General features: G+C 58.7%; 12 protein-coding genes. 2 read left to right on the top strand and 10 right to left on the bottom strand.

The annotated features are described in order from the left end of the window. Positions 1-160: 160 nt before the first annotated feature. Positions 161-4,408 carry a hypothetical protein gene (locus tag HZB23_10145; GenBank protein ID MBI5845016.1) on the bottom strand — a complete coding sequence of 1,416 codons (4,248 nt, stop codon included), beginning with the start codon at positions 4,406-4,408 and terminating at the stop codon, positions 161-163. A gap of 213 nt (positions 4,409-4,621) precedes the next feature. Here HZB23_10145 and HZB23_10140 point away from each other — a divergent pair, with 213 nt between their 5' ends. Beyond that, positions 4,622-5,602: a helix-turn-helix domain-containing protein gene (locus HZB23_10140; protein ID MBI5845015.1), complete on the top strand. Its 981-nt coding sequence runs from the start codon at positions 4,622-4,624 to the stop codon at positions 5,600-5,602. Positions 5,603-5,776: 174 nt separating this feature from the next. On the opposite strand, the gene HZB23_10135 is transcribed toward HZB23_10140, so the two are convergent. The 9 genes from HZB23_10135 to HZB23_10095 all read right to left on the bottom strand — a co-directional run bounded on the left by HZB23_10135 (position 5,777) and on the right by HZB23_10095 (position 12,554). Next, positions 5,777-7,093 carry an FAD-dependent oxidoreductase gene (locus HZB23_10135; protein ID MBI5845014.1) on the bottom strand — a complete coding sequence of 439 codons (1,317 nt, stop codon included), beginning with the start codon at positions 7,091-7,093 and terminating at the stop codon, positions 5,777-5,779. 15 nt (positions 7,094-7,108) lie between these two features. Next, positions 7,109-7,684 carry a TetR/AcrR family transcriptional regulator gene (locus HZB23_10130; protein ID MBI5845013.1) on the bottom strand — a complete coding sequence of 192 codons (576 nt, stop codon included), beginning with the start codon at positions 7,682-7,684 and terminating at the stop codon, positions 7,109-7,111. 133 nt (positions 7,685-7,817) lie between these two features. Next, entirely contained in the window at positions 7,818-8,546 is a 729-nt protein-coding gene (locus tag HZB23_10125; GenBank protein MBI5845012.1) for an MBL fold metallo-hydrolase, read from the bottom strand. A 350-nt stretch (positions 8,547-8,896) separates the two neighbouring features. Further along, positions 8,897-9,145, bottom strand: coding sequence for a zinc ribbon domain-containing protein (locus HZB23_10120; GenBank protein ID MBI5845011.1), 249 nt, complete (start codon positions 9,143-9,145; stop codon positions 8,897-8,899). A 19-nt stretch (positions 9,146-9,164) separates the two neighbouring features. Beyond that, the gene (locus HZB23_10115) at positions 9,165-9,530 is read right to left on the bottom strand and encodes a response regulator (protein MBI5845010.1); all 366 of its coding nucleotides are present in this window, start codon (positions 9,528-9,530) and stop codon (positions 9,165-9,167) included. 49 nt (positions 9,531-9,579) lie between these two features. Beyond that, complete coding sequence (locus HZB23_10110) at positions 9,580-9,969, bottom strand: NifB/NifX family molybdenum-iron cluster-binding protein (GenBank protein ID MBI5845009.1); 390 nt, start codon at positions 9,967-9,969, stop codon at positions 9,580-9,582. Positions 9,970-10,022: 53 nt separating this feature from the next. After that, positions 10,023-10,907, bottom strand: coding sequence for an ATP-binding protein (locus HZB23_10105; GenBank protein MBI5845008.1), 885 nt, complete (start codon positions 10,905-10,907; stop codon positions 10,023-10,025). Beyond that, the gene (locus HZB23_10100; GenBank protein ID MBI5845007.1) at positions 10,900-11,772 is read right to left on the bottom strand and encodes an ATP-binding protein; all 873 of its coding nucleotides are present in this window, start codon (positions 11,770-11,772) and stop codon (positions 10,900-10,902) included. Before HZB23_10100 ends, HZB23_10105 begins: the two co-directional genes overlap by 8 nt. Before the next feature lie 53 nt (positions 11,773-11,825). Further along, positions 11,826-12,554, bottom strand: coding sequence for a DUF134 domain-containing protein (locus HZB23_10095; protein ID MBI5845006.1), 729 nt, complete (start codon positions 12,552-12,554; stop codon positions 11,826-11,828). 201 nt (positions 12,555-12,755) lie between these two features. Here HZB23_10095 and HZB23_10090 point away from each other — a divergent pair, with 201 nt between their 5' ends. Continuing rightward, positions 12,756-13,373 (top strand): methyltransferase domain-containing protein, encoded by a 618-nt coding sequence (locus HZB23_10090; protein ID MBI5845005.1) that lies wholly within the window; start codon positions 12,756-12,758, stop codon positions 13,371-13,373. The last annotated feature ends 139 nt before the right edge of the window (positions 13,374-13,512 follow it).

The raw sequence follows: 13,512 nt of genomic DNA, 5'->3' as shown, positions 1-13,512 counted from the left end.
CCAGATTTTCCCACATCGAAGCCCGGCCCAGGCGGTGTGAACGCGATGAGATGCAAGGAAGGCGAGCCGAAAAGGGAGGACGCGTACTTTTGGGTACGCTACGAGCTTTTCGGCGACGCCTGACACAGCAGATCGCGTGTTCACACCGCCTGGCGCGAGCTCAGGCCGCCTGGCGGACCAGGCGGAAGGCGAAGCTCGCCACCTTCCGCTGATCCAGGGGCGTTCCGTCATCGTAGTAAAAATAAAATGGTATGTTCTCGTTGTGGCGCAGAAGGCTCTCCTCGATCAGGCTGTTGTCGCAGCCCCAGCAGCTCGTCATGAGAACGCCGTCATAAGCGCCCGTGTCCCAGTGATGGAGGACGCTGCCCACCGCGTACCCGGAAGCTCCGTTGGTTTCGGGGTCTATGATGGCGGCCCCGCGTTTTATGGCCGCCGGCATGTCGGGCATGGGAAGCCAGGGGTTGGACTTTTGCGCGGTTTTGTAGAGCCTTTCCCGTATGGCCTTCATTGCCGCTATGTACATGCGGTTCTTGAGAGGCTTGCTGTTCTGTCCGAACAGTATTCCCGGATGCACGCGACCGAAATATTCGATCACGTCGCTTGCGGGCTCCACCACGGCCCGCACCCCCTGGTCGCCCAGGACCTGAAATATGCCCGCGTTGGCCACGTCGTTGCCCTTTGTCATGGGGTCCCCGGAAACGAAAATGGTGGAAAGGGGCCGGGGTTTTCCGGCGCTCCTTTTTTCCATCCCGGCAAAGTCCCGTGAAGCCCTTGCCACGATGGCGTTCAGCCTTGCCCAGTGAAAGGTGGTCTGCGCCGGGCCCCTTACTCCGCCCCTGGTTTTTCTTTCGACGAGTTCGAGTATTTCCCCGCTGTATTTTTGGTATAGCCGCTTCGCCTCGCCCGGCTCGCCTTCCACGGGCAGATGGTAGATGTAAAGCTGCCGTATTATATCCAGGGCCGCTATGCCCGCCGAGGTCCTGGCCGCCATGCCCGGCCCGCCCGCCAGGCGCATGGAGACCACGCTCACGCTGCCGTCCCTGCCCATCCTTTCGATGGCAAGGCGGTCCTTCACCGGGTACATGCCCGCCCGGCACATCCTGCCCGAAAGCTGCATCAGCCTCGTGGGCTTGTCGGACGGGTTCTTCTCCAGGTACTCCCTGAATGCCCCCCATATGAGCTGGTAGGACATGCATTCCTTGCCGGAGCAGTCCTTTTTCCCCTCGGTGTAGTTGTGCTCGGAAACGGGCGGGGCCGAGACCGCGTCATAGCCGTAGGACCGGTAAACTGCGGCCAGCACCTCGCCCAGGTAATCCACGCTGGAGAAAAACACGTAGCGGATGTCCCGGTCCAGGTATTTCCCGGAATGCCCGCCGGAGGAGATGTAGGACAGGGCCTTGGAACAGTCCGGCAGGTCAATTTTTCCGGTTTCCGCCCGGAACTGGCGCACCGACTGCAAAAAGGCCTGGATTCGGGTGACGAAGCCCGCAGCCCCGCCGTGGCCATCGCTTTCAAGTATTGTGTGGGGGTATCCTTCAAGGAGCGACTGGAAAACCTGCTCGGTGAATGACGCGGGGCCGCAGCCGAAGGATGAGAGCATGAGGGGAAAGGCGTCGCCGGTGTTTCTGGCCGAAACCGCCGCCCTCATGTACCGGTTGGCGTCCCCCCAGTAGACCCTGTGCAATTCGGGTGTGCCTGGGGCTATGGGGTAGCAGTCCGCCGGAATGGCCATGGCCCCGTTCAAGCGCAGAATGTCGGGAATGCCGGAATTGGCGGCGACGTCGTGGATCACGTGAAGGGAGCCGCACACCACCACAGCCGGAAAATTTTTCTCCCTGGCGTATTTTAGGGCGTTCTGGCCGATTTCCTCGAGGCTCTTTTCATAGGCGTCCTGGGCCGCTTTCGCCTTTGAAAGGGCCGGGCCCAGAAGGGCGGGATCGGCGCTCAGGGCCCCGGCCAGGGGCTTTAGGGCCTTTTCCATCTTTTTGCCGTCAAGGCCCTTTAAAAGATGGAGCTTGGGGCGGATCACCCGGACGTTCTTTTTCCGGGTCTTCAGGGTTTCCTCCACCATTTCCGGCATGGCCTGCTCGGTGACGCATGGCGAGCCTCCGGGGCCAAACCTGTCGGAAAAATCCATTATCTTGGGAAAAAAGAGGATCGGATCATCCGTGTCGCATATGGCGTGGGCGATTTTCACCGGCCCGCAGGAATCGTAGGAGTTGCACAGGTGCTCGCCGCGAGCCAGCGACGAAGAATTTGAACGCAGCACCTTCACGGAATGGCCCAACTCGGTTACAAGGGTCGCCAGAAAGGGGATGTAGCCGCCCACCGGGCCGGTCATGGGGATTGCCACAACGGGCGCGCCGGGGATGTCCTTTTCAAAGGCAGCAAGAAGCGCGTCGCGTTCCATGAACGGGTTTGGCGCGTCCTTTTCCATCTTGGCGAGGTTCTGGGCCGCGATCTCGTACTTGGGGCAGGCCCCGCCGGACGTTGCCGTGAGTTTTTCGCCCCTGTAGGAGATGGTGGTTTTCTGGATGGGGCAGAGCGTCCTGCATTTGCCGTCCCTGCAGGTGAATTCGCCGCGCTCCAGAATTTCAGCCGCCAGGAACTGGTCCGGGTCAAGGGGCTTTGCGGCCAGAAGGGCCTCGGCCCCCGCCTGTTCCGTAGCGCAGATGCCGATTCCCCAGGCCCCCATGGCTCCGGGATTGGCGGGCACCACTATTTCGCGGTTGGTGACTGCGGCCAGGGTCCAGGCAAGGGAGGGGTTGCTTGCGGGCTTGCCCTGGAAGAACACCTTTTTCCCAAGGGTCCGCTGGCCCATGACCCGATTGAGATAATTGTTGATAACCGAATACTGGAAACCCGCGAAGATGTCGGCCAGGGAAAAGCCGTCCTTCAGGGCCTGGGCCCCGGAATCGGCTATGAAGACCGTGCACATCTGCCCCAGATCGGGCGGCTTTTGGGCGGTTTCGGCAAGGGAGACGAACTCACCGATATCGTTTACGTTGTAGCACAGAGCCTGCTCCTCCAGAAACGAGCCTGTGCCCGCGCTGCAAGCCTTGTTCATGTCGCTTTCGATTATGCGGCCCCCGCTTATGCGGATGTACTTGGCGTCCTGGCCGCCTATCTCCACTATGGACATGTCCGCGCCCCTGTCCGGGTCGCTTCTTATGGCCGCCGTGGCGTGGGCCACTATCTCGTTCAACACGCAGACGCTTCCCTTTTCGGGGTACACGGCCCTGGCAAGGGTGGCCACGGCCTCGCGCCCGGAGCCGGTGAGGCCCACGGCCCTTATATCCGGGCGGCCCATTTCCAGAATGGCGGCGATGAGCCTGCGGCTGGCGTCCACGGGGTTGCCCCTGGTGCGGTCGTAGACGTCTAAAAGCGGCTCGCCCGTTTCGATGGAGGTGAGGACCGCCTTGGCCCCGGTGGAGCCCAGGTCGAGACCCAGGACAGCCGGAATGTTTTCCCAGCCCGCCGCTATTCCGGCTTCCGGAGACATGGTCACCCTGTCCTTGTGAAGGGCCGCCGGGGAAAGCACGGTGAAGCGCTTTTGGCTTGCGGTGAACAAGGCCGACGGGTCTTTGGGCAGGCGGAACGCCGGGTTTTTCAGGGCGTGGTTAGCCGCCATGCGGGCCGCGCCCAGGGCGTCGAATACCAGGCGGTTTTCGGGAAGGATGATTTCCTGGTCAACGGACCTTTTAAGGGCGTTCACGAAGGATTCTATCCGCGAGCAGCCGCCTATGAGGTAAACCGGGCCGTTCACCTTGTTGCGGGTAAGAAGCGCCGCCGTGTTCTTGGCCACCGAATCGAAGAAGCCCGCGAAAAGGTCGCCCGTGGCCTTTCCGGAGTTGGCGTAATGGGTCATTTCGCTTTTTGCGAACACCGAGCAGCGGGCGGTTATGGGTATGGCCTTGGCCGCCCCGCTTGCCAGGGCGTCGGCTTCGGAAAGGCTTAAGCCGAACCGGGCCGCAATTTTTTTCATGTTCTCGCCGGTTCCCGACGAGCACTTCTCGTTTTCGATGAACCTGTACTGGAAGCGCCCCTTTCCGCCGTTTTCCACGGGTTTCCGGGAAAGGATGCCGTAGCCCCTGGCTCCCACGGAAACGAGGTTCATCACGTCGGGAAGGCTTTCATCCTCTTCAAGAACCGCCTGGCGGCAGGCGTCTTCGGGAAGCACGAGGACCGGCGGCAAAAACTCGGCGGCATAGAGCCCGGTTACACCCATGGCGCAGAACCCGCCCAGGTCCCTTTTTCCGCACCATTCCAAAAAGACCTCGAAGGGCCTGCCCTCGTGGTCCCTGTATTCGGCTTCCTCGATGGAAAAGACGCCGTCTTCGCTTATGCTGGCCACGACAAAACCCACAGACGCCTTGCCCAGATCGCATCCGGCTATTTTTAGCATCATGTCTTCCTCGCAGGTTTTTTGGGGGAAAGTTCACTGGTACGGCTTTTGCCGTTGGTTATCCATAGCTCTTGACCGGGCGGATTAAAAGAGGCATATATGACATATTCGGGGGCAAATGCGCCATAATGGACTTATAAGTCTTCTAAGTCCAGAGCCGACCGCTCACTTTTCCCCGCCTTTTTCAGGTGAAAACCTTTTTGAAGGAGACCCGCCGTGGCCAGGATCACCATACTCGCCGAGAACAAATGCGCGTCCTCATCCATAACCGGCCTTGTGGACGCCCTTGCCGTGGCCAACCTCTGGTGGAGCCTTCTGGGAAACGGCGGCCCCCTTTTCAGGTGCCGGATCGTCACCGTGGACGGAAAACCGGTCACGGCCAACGGGGCCTTCGAGATCAGGGCGGACTCCTCCATCCATAAGGCGGACGGGTCCGACGTGATAGTCCTTCCGGGCTTTCTTCCCCCCTTTGATTTTTCCACCGAAAGGATGGACGAGGTAAGACGCTGGCTTTTGGAAAGGCATGAAAAAGGCGAGACCATAGCGGCCATCTGCACCGGCACCTACATCCTTGCGGAAACCGGGCTTTTAAACGGGCGCACCGCCACCACCAACTGGCAGTTTGCGGGGGATTTCAGGCGCAGGTACCCCGGAATCGACCTTAGGGCGGATGAGATTCTCACCGAGGAGGCCGGGCTCATCTGCACGGGAGCGGCCTCCTCCTTCCTGAACCTCTGCCTTAAGATGATCGAACAGTACGGCTCGCCGGAGCTTGCGTCCCTTTGCTCCAAGGCCCTTCTGATCGACCCGGAACGCCTGAGCCAGGCCCCGTACATGAACCACGATTTTTTCAAGAGCCACGCGGACGGAAGAATTTTGAAGGCCCAGCAACTGATGGAGGAAAGCCTGGCCGCGCCGGTTTCCATAGACGGAATCGCAAGCGAGGTGGCGCTAAGCCCCCGGCACTTCAAAAGAAGGTTCAAGAGCGCAACGGGCGACTCGCCCTTGGCCTATCTTCAGAACCTCAGGGTGGAAACGGCCAAGAAGCACCTGGAGGGGGGGAACGACTCGGTGAACGAGATAGCCTACAAGGTTGGCTACGAGGACGTGAACTCCTTCCGCAAGGTTTTCAAAAAAATCGCCGGAATGTCCCCCAAGGACTACCGAAGCAAATTTTCAATCTTCGCCGCAGCCTGAGCCATGCCGCCGGGACGGCATCCTATCTTTTTGCGCGTCCGGCAGGATGCGAGCTTGCGCCCTTTTTCCACGCAACATGGCCAACGCGGAGTTGCCGGGCAACCTTGATGCCACGGTTGCCCGGCCGCCTGCAGGTTATCCGAAATCGCCCGCCTTTATGAATCGATTAATGAATCAATCCGTGAACCGGTCCTGGAATTTCATGGCCGCGAGAATCGCCTTGGAGCTCATGGTGCGCAAGGGCTCGGGCGGCCAGGGGATGGTTTTCCGGTTGACAAAAAACACGTCGGTGAGATCGGATTTCTTTTCGAGAACAAGGTCCGCAAGGGTCCGTCCGTTCAAATGCGTAAGGCTCACCCCGTGGCCCATGCAGCCTAGGCTGTAAACCACATTTTTGTCCCCCACAAAGCCCATGGCCGGGGCAAGGTCCAGGGTTACGGACACGGGGCCGCCCCAGCGGTGGGTGAACCTTGTGTTCCTAAGCTGGGGGAAGATGGCCTTAACGTCCTTTTCAAGGCCGTCGAAAGCGACTGGGCTTTGGTCCTTGTCCATGTCGTCGCCCCAGGCAAGCCCCGCGTCCCGGCCTCCCATGAGAAGGCGGTTGTCGGCGGTGAGCCTGTAATAATGCACCAGGTTCCTGGCATCCTCTATTCCCTGGCGATTCTTCCAGCCGATCTGCCCCAAAAGAGCGTCCGAAAGGGGTTCGGTTAATACGATGTAGGTCCACAGGGGCACCTGTTTGCGCTTGATGGCGGGAAGAAAATGAGACCAGGCGTTGGTTGCCAGCACCACCTTATCGGCCCTGATCTTCCCGCCGGGGGTTTTGAGGATGATTTTGCCGCCCTGGCGGGTAATGGATTCCACCGGCGATTTTTCGTATACCGACACGCCCTGTCTGGCGATGACGTCCTTCCAGCCCCAGGACAGCTTGGCCGGGTTGAGTATCCCGCAGCGGGGCTCCCACCAAGCGCCCAGGTACTGGGGACTTGCGACCTCCTGCCTTATTGTGTCTTTCTCCAGCCACTCGATGCCGGTAAGGCCAAGGGAGTGGGCCAGCTCCATTTCGTGCATTATCCGCTTTTTATAGCTTTCGGACGTGGCCACGCGGAAAAAGCCTGAGTGTTCGTAGTCGCAGTCGATTTCAAGCCTGGTTATCAAATCCCTCGTGGTGTCCACCGCCCTTTCCATGTAATGGTGGGCCTCACGAGCCCCGCTCCGGCCAAACCGCAGTTTCGTGATGCCCATGGTGAGGCCGAACAGGGTCATGTTAAAGCCCCCGTTTCTTCCGCTGGCCCCGAATCCTATGATCTGCGACTCCAACAGGGCCACCCGCCTGGCCGGATCATCCTTCTTGATGTGATGGGCCGTGGAAAGCCCGGTGAATCCGCCGCCCACTATGGCCACGTCAACGTCCAGGTCTTCCGAAAGGCTTGGGTTGGGTGAATAATCCCTGGTGGTCATCCAGAAACTTTTTTCCTCGAACGACTTCATGAGAGCCCCCTTTTATCATTTCAGCAGGTTTTTGACGGTTTGCTCCACCATGCGCCAGACACTGTCCTTATCAAGGGCGTCCGGGTCGATCATCCATTGCAGGGCCAGCCCCTCGATCATGGCGGCCAAAAGACAGGCTGCGGGCGCGCTTTTCACTCCCGCCCCGGCTTCAAGGAAAATTCCCTCCGTGGTCCCGCGATAGGCCCCAAGCATCCGGCGCAGGGGCAGGTTCACGCCTTCGCGCTCAAAGCCCATTTGCACCAGGTTGTAAAAGGCCCGGTTGAGCCTCCGGTCGAACACAAAGGCCTCCACCAGGTATCGAAGCATCCGGTCCACCCGTTCCATGGGCGAGGCCACGCCTTCCATGGCTTTTTCAAAGAGACTTACGTAGGTTGCGGTTATGGACTCCACCAGGGCAGCCACGATGTCGTCCTTTTTTTCAAAATAATAATGGATCACGCCGTGGGGCAGACCGGCCCGGGCGGCTATGTGCTTTACGGTCACGGTCTCATGGCCGCTTTCTGCGAGGCAGTCGAACAAGGCCCAAACGATCTCGTCACGCTTTTGGATGGCGTTTGATTTTCGTCCCATAAGCCCCTCTTTTATAGTTTGGTCAACCGACCTAACAATAGCTCGACACAAATGCCTTGTCAAGGATTTTGGAGGACATGCGGCTTAAACCGAAAAAAAGACATGGGGTTCTGCGGATCAGGCGTTTTTTCGCTCACTTTTCCCAGGACTCGTTGTAACCCAGCGTTTTGCAGGCAATTTCGGGAGCCGTCGCCTGCATGGAGTCGAGAAAGTCCCGAAGGCAGTCCGGGCGCAACAGGTACTTGTTTAACGAGGGGGTCTTGAGCGTGAAATGATAATGCATGGGTATGGCGAGTCCGGCCCCGGAAGCCTTCACAATCCTCGCGGCCTCCAAAGCGGTCATATGGAATTTGAGCGGCCCCAAAGCGCCGCCTGAAACAGGCACAAGGCAGACGTCGGGCGCAGCGCCGCGCATGGCTTCTTCCAATTGGGGCGTGTAAACCGAGTCTCCCCCGAAAAAGACCTTCCCCTCACTGCCCTCCACCATGTAGGTGGCGATTCCGCCCGGATGCCTGCCGGGCATGGCCGTCACTTTCACCGTGCCGAAAGACCGGGAATCGCCCGGCTGAACCGGATGCACGTTTAAAAATCCCGCCTTTTTGGCGGCCTTCCCGTATCTCTTGAAAATCACCACGGGAGTCTCTTTTGGTATCATTTTCAGGGTGTTCGGATCAAAATGATCCTGATGCCCGTGAGAGGCCAGAACCAGGTCAATGGGGGGCAGCTCCCGGAAGCTCACGAAAGCGCCGGGGTGCGTCAGTTGCCCGAAGTACAGGGGGTCAGTCAGCCAGGGGTCGGTGATTATCCTCAGGCCGTCAAGCTCGATGAGCAGGGTGGCGTGTCCGAGCATGGTGATTTTCATGATTTCCCAAATCCTTCCGGTCTGATTGAAATCCCGGCCAACCCCAGGTTTTTTTGGACGGGTCGATGGACACTCGTATGTCATAAAGACGAGTGTCTTTCAAGTTGTCGCTTATCCATCAAAAGCTGGGGGACGCCGGGCGCTGCATCGAAACCGTTCGAGGGGTTGGCTACCGGTTTTGCGACTGAACGGAGACCCCCGCCACTGCCGGAACGGCTTCCTTCAGGCGGCAAATCTTGACAGCGCGGCAAGCCTTTCCTGTTTATCCGAGAGGAAGACCGCGCGCCATCTCCCGGTTTCTCTCCACGGGCCGGGGCTTACTGCGGACCGTTTTTGGTGAAATTCGGTATTCATATCTTCCCGCAGCAGGACCCTGGGCCCGCGCAGCTTCCGTGGCCAGGCTCGGAGCCGCAGCAGGTGTGGTCGCCGGGGCCGGGCATGTTTTTTCTGGCCGCGCCGGTAAGCGAGGACGGTGCGGAAAGAAGCCTTTCCATGCGCGAGCCGCCGCAGGCCCCGCATACGGGCGGAGCATCCGAACCCGACGTCAGCACCTCGGTTGTTTTTCCGCAATCCGCGCACTTGTAATCGTAGAGAGGCATCGCTTTTCTCCGGGATTTTTCAGATTATTCTTTTGAGGGTCTCCAGAAGTTCCCTGGCCTCATGCGGCCCCGGTTTTTCGGGAAGCCGCATCAGTATGCCAAGCCCCTCTGTTTTCTCGTGGAACTCGTTGTCGGAAAGACCGCTCACCATCGCCGTATTCATCATGGCGTTAACCGCAATGAAATCCGCCGCGAGCTTTTGGGGGTCGGCATCTGAAAGTGCGGAATCAACCACCGCAAGATGAAAACTGTCCCCGCCCGCGATTTTCAAGGCGGCTTCCGCCGTTTCAGCCTTGGCCAGTTCCACGTCCGGGTAAGTCTGCAGCTCCTTTTCAAGGGTTTTGAAATTATCCGGCTTTGAAGAAACCAGAAGGATTTTGATCATAAAATCTCCTCAAGGGCCTTCCGGCCCGGATTATTCCTTTGAAGGTCTGTTAATGAGGATTGGGGCCTGCGCCGCCGCCGCAGGTGTGCTCCTGGCTGAACCGGGGAAGCCTGCCTTCGATCAAGGCCATTACGGCCTCGCCCACGGTGGCCGCCTGCCCGCCGAAAAAGACATCTATGCCGACCTGGTTGAAGCCCATGAGGGGCCGGTATCCCATGCCGCCCGCGATGAGGAGGTTCACGCCGTTTCCGGCAAGGTGCTGAACCGGAGCCATGCAGCCGCCCTGCTGGTGGGGAACGTTGGGAATGACGCGCTCCTCGGCGATTTTTCCGTTTTCGACCTTCACCAGGGTGTAGAGGTCGCAGTGTCCGAAATGGGCGCCGATGGGGGAATTGAGTCCTCCGGGCGTGACCGAAGGAATTGCTACCAGTGCGTTCATCAACATCTCCTTTTTGTTTCGTGAAAAAAGCCCAAAAGGGCGGTGAATGGGAATCAGACGGATTGCTTTACCCCGGCGAGGTCCATGACCTCGTTGAACACGTCTTTAACGAGCCTGCCGAAACCGGCGGGATCGAATTCCGTTACAGCAAGGCCCTGCACCATCGCCCCGGTTACCGCAGGGTCGTGGGGAAGACGGCCCAGAATCCTAACGCCCCTTGCCGCGCATAAATCCTCCACCAGCGCGGTTTCCTCCCCGTTGATGTCCCACTTGTTGACGATCACTCCCATCGGAAGCCGGAAATGCCTGCAAAGGTCCATCACCCGCAAAAGATCGTGGCGGCCCGAAGGTGTCGGCTCGGTCACGGCCACGGCCAGGTTCGCTCCCGAAAGGGACGATATCACCGGACAGCCGATTCCCGGCGCGCCGTCGCAGATTATGAGTTCCCGGCCCTTGGCCTTGGCCAGTTCCTTGGACTTGCGCTTCAAAAGAGTTACCAGCTTGCCGCTGTTTTCCGAGCCCGGAAAAAGCTGGGCGTGAACCATTGCCCCGAATCTGGTCTCGGAAACGCGCCATTGCCCGCAATGTCTTTGTGGAAAATCCACGGCCCCGGCGGGGCAGAAATGTACGCATACCTTGCACCCCTCGCATTTTATCGGGTTTATTCCAAAAACACCGTTCGTTACGCTTACCGCGCCGTAGCGGCACATGTCCCGGCAGATGCCGCAGCCAGTGCAGAGGTTTTGGTTGATGATGGCCTCGTTGCCGGAAAAGAACTCGCCGGTTTCAAGGTTTTCGGGTTTGAGGATAAGATGCAGGTCCGGGGCGTCCACGTCCAGGTCGCAAAGCACCTTGTTTTTTGCCAGATGCGCGAAGGCTGCGGTGAGGGATGTCTTGCCGGTGCCGCCCTTGCCGCTTAAAATGACAATCTCAGGCACGGAAAGCCCCCTTTCCCCCGGCAAGCCCACGGATTTTTTCCGCAAGGCCCAGGAAGGTCGTTTTCATCCGTTCCGACGCCTCGGCCACCACCAGCCCTTTGGAGTAGGCCTCCGCAACGGCCCTGTCGTAGGGGATTTCCGCCAGGATGGGTATGCCCTTTTCCGCGCAGAATCCGTAAACGCTGTTTTCCCCCACTCCTGCCCGGTTGATGACAGCGCCCATTGGCTTTTCAAGAGGGGCAAACGCCTCTATAGCCAGCTTGAAGTCATAAAATCCGAAGGGAGTGGGCTCCGTCACCAGGACGATCACGTCCGCGTCCATCACCGAATTGATGGCCGGACAGCTCACGCCGGGCGGGCAGTCGATTATGGCGTCCGTCGGATGAACGGTAATCATTTCCGAAAGCCGCGACTTGACGAGCCGCATGAGGGGTGGGCTCATGGCCTCGCCCACCCGGAGTCGGCCCATGAGGAAATCGATCTTGCCGCTTTTGCCCCATAAAATCTCGCCAAGCTCCCGGCTTCCCGCCGAAAGCGCCTTCTGGGGGCAGCCCGCGATGCAGCCTCCGCAGCCGTGGCACATTTCGGGAAAGATCATCAAAATCTTGCCCATCACTGTGATGGCCTTGTACTGGCAGAAATGCGAGCAGGCCCGGCACAGATTGCACAGGCTCTCGTCCGCCACCGGCGTTTCGAGGTTCGCGGGGGCGCTCCCGGAGATTTCCGGCTTTAAAAATAGATGAAGGTTGGGTTCCTCCACGTCCAGGTCAACGGCGGTGACGCCCTTGTCCCAGACCGAGGCCAGGGAGGCCGAAACCGTGGTCTTGCCTGTTCCGCCCTTGCCGCTTGCAACGGCAACAATCATGCCGGTTTCCTTTCCGAAACGAAAATCGCCTGCAAAGCGGCAGGCGAAAGAGCCTATCTGTTAGGGCCTTCGGCGAATTCCACGCCGCCTTCGGCGCAGCGCCTCAAGGCCTCTCTCACCGTGATTCCGCCCAAATCCTGCACCACCTTAATTCCAACTGCGGTCAGAGCCTGAAACGCCTTGGGGCCGACGTAGCCGGTAAGCACCACGGAGGCTTCCGCATCAGCCACAATTTCGGCAGCCTGGATTCCCGCTCCCTGGGCCCTGGCCTGTGATGAGCCGTTGTCAAGATAACTGTGAACCTTCGTCTGGGTGTCGAATATGACGAAACCGGCGGCCCGCCCGAAACGGGGGTCAACCAGGTCGTCGAGGCTTGGGCCTTCGCTTGAAATGGCAATCACGGACATGCTGTTCTCCAATCCTTCGGTTTTGTCTTCCATGCGGCATATTCCGCCCATTTTTCCGGGGACCTCGTAGGTGCTTTCCGCGCCTTCCACCGTAAAGGCCCCCCCTTCTATGCGAAGGGCCATGCCAAGAACCACGGCCTCCGCCACTGTCTTCCGCGCCATTGCCAGAACGCGGCCAAAGGTGTGGCGGGAAATTTTCATGCGTACCGCCGCTTCGTCCTGGTCAAGACCCATGATTTCAGAAAGCCTCAGTGCCTCGAAGCCTTCCACCGAGAGCCTGACCTCTTTCAAAAGGCCCATGGGAACCCCGCGAGGCTTGAAGTAGTCCACCGTGGGCGAATTTTCCACGAATCGGCATTTTCTCGGTCGGGTCATGGCCTTGCCTCCTGTAATGCTCACACGAGCAAAATCAATATGGCCCCAATAAGCCGCCTTGTCAATGATTTACCTTATTTTTTTCAGGGATTTTGTTCGCACTATAGCGCCCCCGGTTTTCTTGGACACAGATTTCCTGTAAGGGAAAGTGTCCAAGAAAACCGGGGGCGCCATACCGGGTCAATTTCAGAAGGGAGCGTCATGAAACTCACCAATCAATACAACCGCATGATCTATAAAATTTGGTCCCCGGTCTACGACGCGGTATTGGGCGGCTTTTTCAACAAGGGGCGAGTAAGATCGATTGCCGTGGCCACTCTGCAACCGGGCGAAAAAGTTCTCCTGGTCGGCGTCGGTACGGGTTCCGATTTGCCGCTTTTGCCACAGGGCGTGAGCGCCGTGGGAACCGACATAAGCGAACCGATGCTTACCCGCGCAAAAGCGAAGCTTCCTCTGCCGGGCCGGGATATTTCCCTTCTGCAGGGCGACGCCATGGACATGGCCTTTGCGGACGGCACTTTCGACGTTATTTTGATGAACCTTATTTTGAGCGTCGTTCCCGATCCGGGTAAATGCATGGCCGAAGCCCTTCGGGTTCTCCGGCCAAACGGCAGGATCGTCATTTTCGACAAGTTCCTTCCGGACGGCGCGAAACCGGCCCTCCGCCGCCGCCTGGCCAATCTTGGCTCAACGCTTGCCGGCACCGATATCAACCGCCGTCTTGGCGACATTCTTAAAGGCCTGCCTGTAAGAATCGTTCATGATGAACCGAGTATTTTAGGCGGAATGTACAGGGTCGTGCTCCTGAAGAAGATTTAGAGCTTATTCGTAAATAATATTTACATAGACAGAATTTTTAGCTATAATGTCTCATTGTTAATCATAGTCATGGAGACATTATGGCAAAAATCCAGTCGTGGGAAGTTTCCGATTCTTTTTGGGCGGTGGTCGAGTCTCT

The organism is Deltaproteobacteria bacterium, from assembly GCA_016235345.1.
In the GTDB taxonomy this organism is placed as follows: Bacteria; Desulfobacterota; Desulfobacteria; order Desulfobacterales; family Desulfatibacillaceae; genus JACRLG01.
Note: the sequence above shows the minus strand (reverse complement) of the source record. Positions and strands in the feature narration are given on the sequence as shown.

Coding starts and splice junctions, on each gene's coding strand:
- HZB23_10145 (MBI5845016.1), bottom strand. CDS start 4,408: ATGATGCTAAAAATAGCCGGATGCGATCTGGGCAAGGCGTCTGTGGGT.
- HZB23_10135 (MBI5845014.1), bottom strand. CDS start 7,093: ATGAAGTCGTTCGAGGAAAAAAGTTTCTGGATGACCACCAGGGATTAT.
- HZB23_10130 (MBI5845013.1), bottom strand. CDS start 7,684: ATGGGACGAAAATCAAACGCCATCCAAAAGCGTGACGAGATCGTTTGG.
- HZB23_10125 (MBI5845012.1), bottom strand. CDS start 8,546: ATGAAAATCACCATGCTCGGACACGCCACCCTGCTCATCGAGCTTGAC.
- HZB23_10120 (MBI5845011.1), bottom strand. CDS start 9,145: ATGCCTCTCTACGATTACAAGTGCGCGGATTGCGGAAAAACAACCGAG.
- HZB23_10115 (MBI5845010.1), bottom strand. CDS start 9,530: ATGATCAAAATCCTTCTGGTTTCTTCAAAGCCGGATAATTTCAAAACC.
- HZB23_10110 (MBI5845009.1), bottom strand. CDS start 9,969: ATGAACGCACTGGTAGCAATTCCTTCGGTCACGCCCGGAGGACTCAAT.
- HZB23_10100 (MBI5845007.1), bottom strand. CDS start 11,772: ATGATTGTTGCCGTTGCAAGCGGCAAGGGCGGAACAGGCAAGACCACG.
- HZB23_10095 (MBI5845006.1), bottom strand. CDS start 12,554: ATGACCCGACCGAGAAAATGCCGATTCGTGGAAAATTCGCCCACGGTG.
- HZB23_10090 (MBI5845005.1), top strand. CDS start 12,756: ATGAAACTCACCAATCAATACAACCGCATGATCTATAAAATTTGGTCC.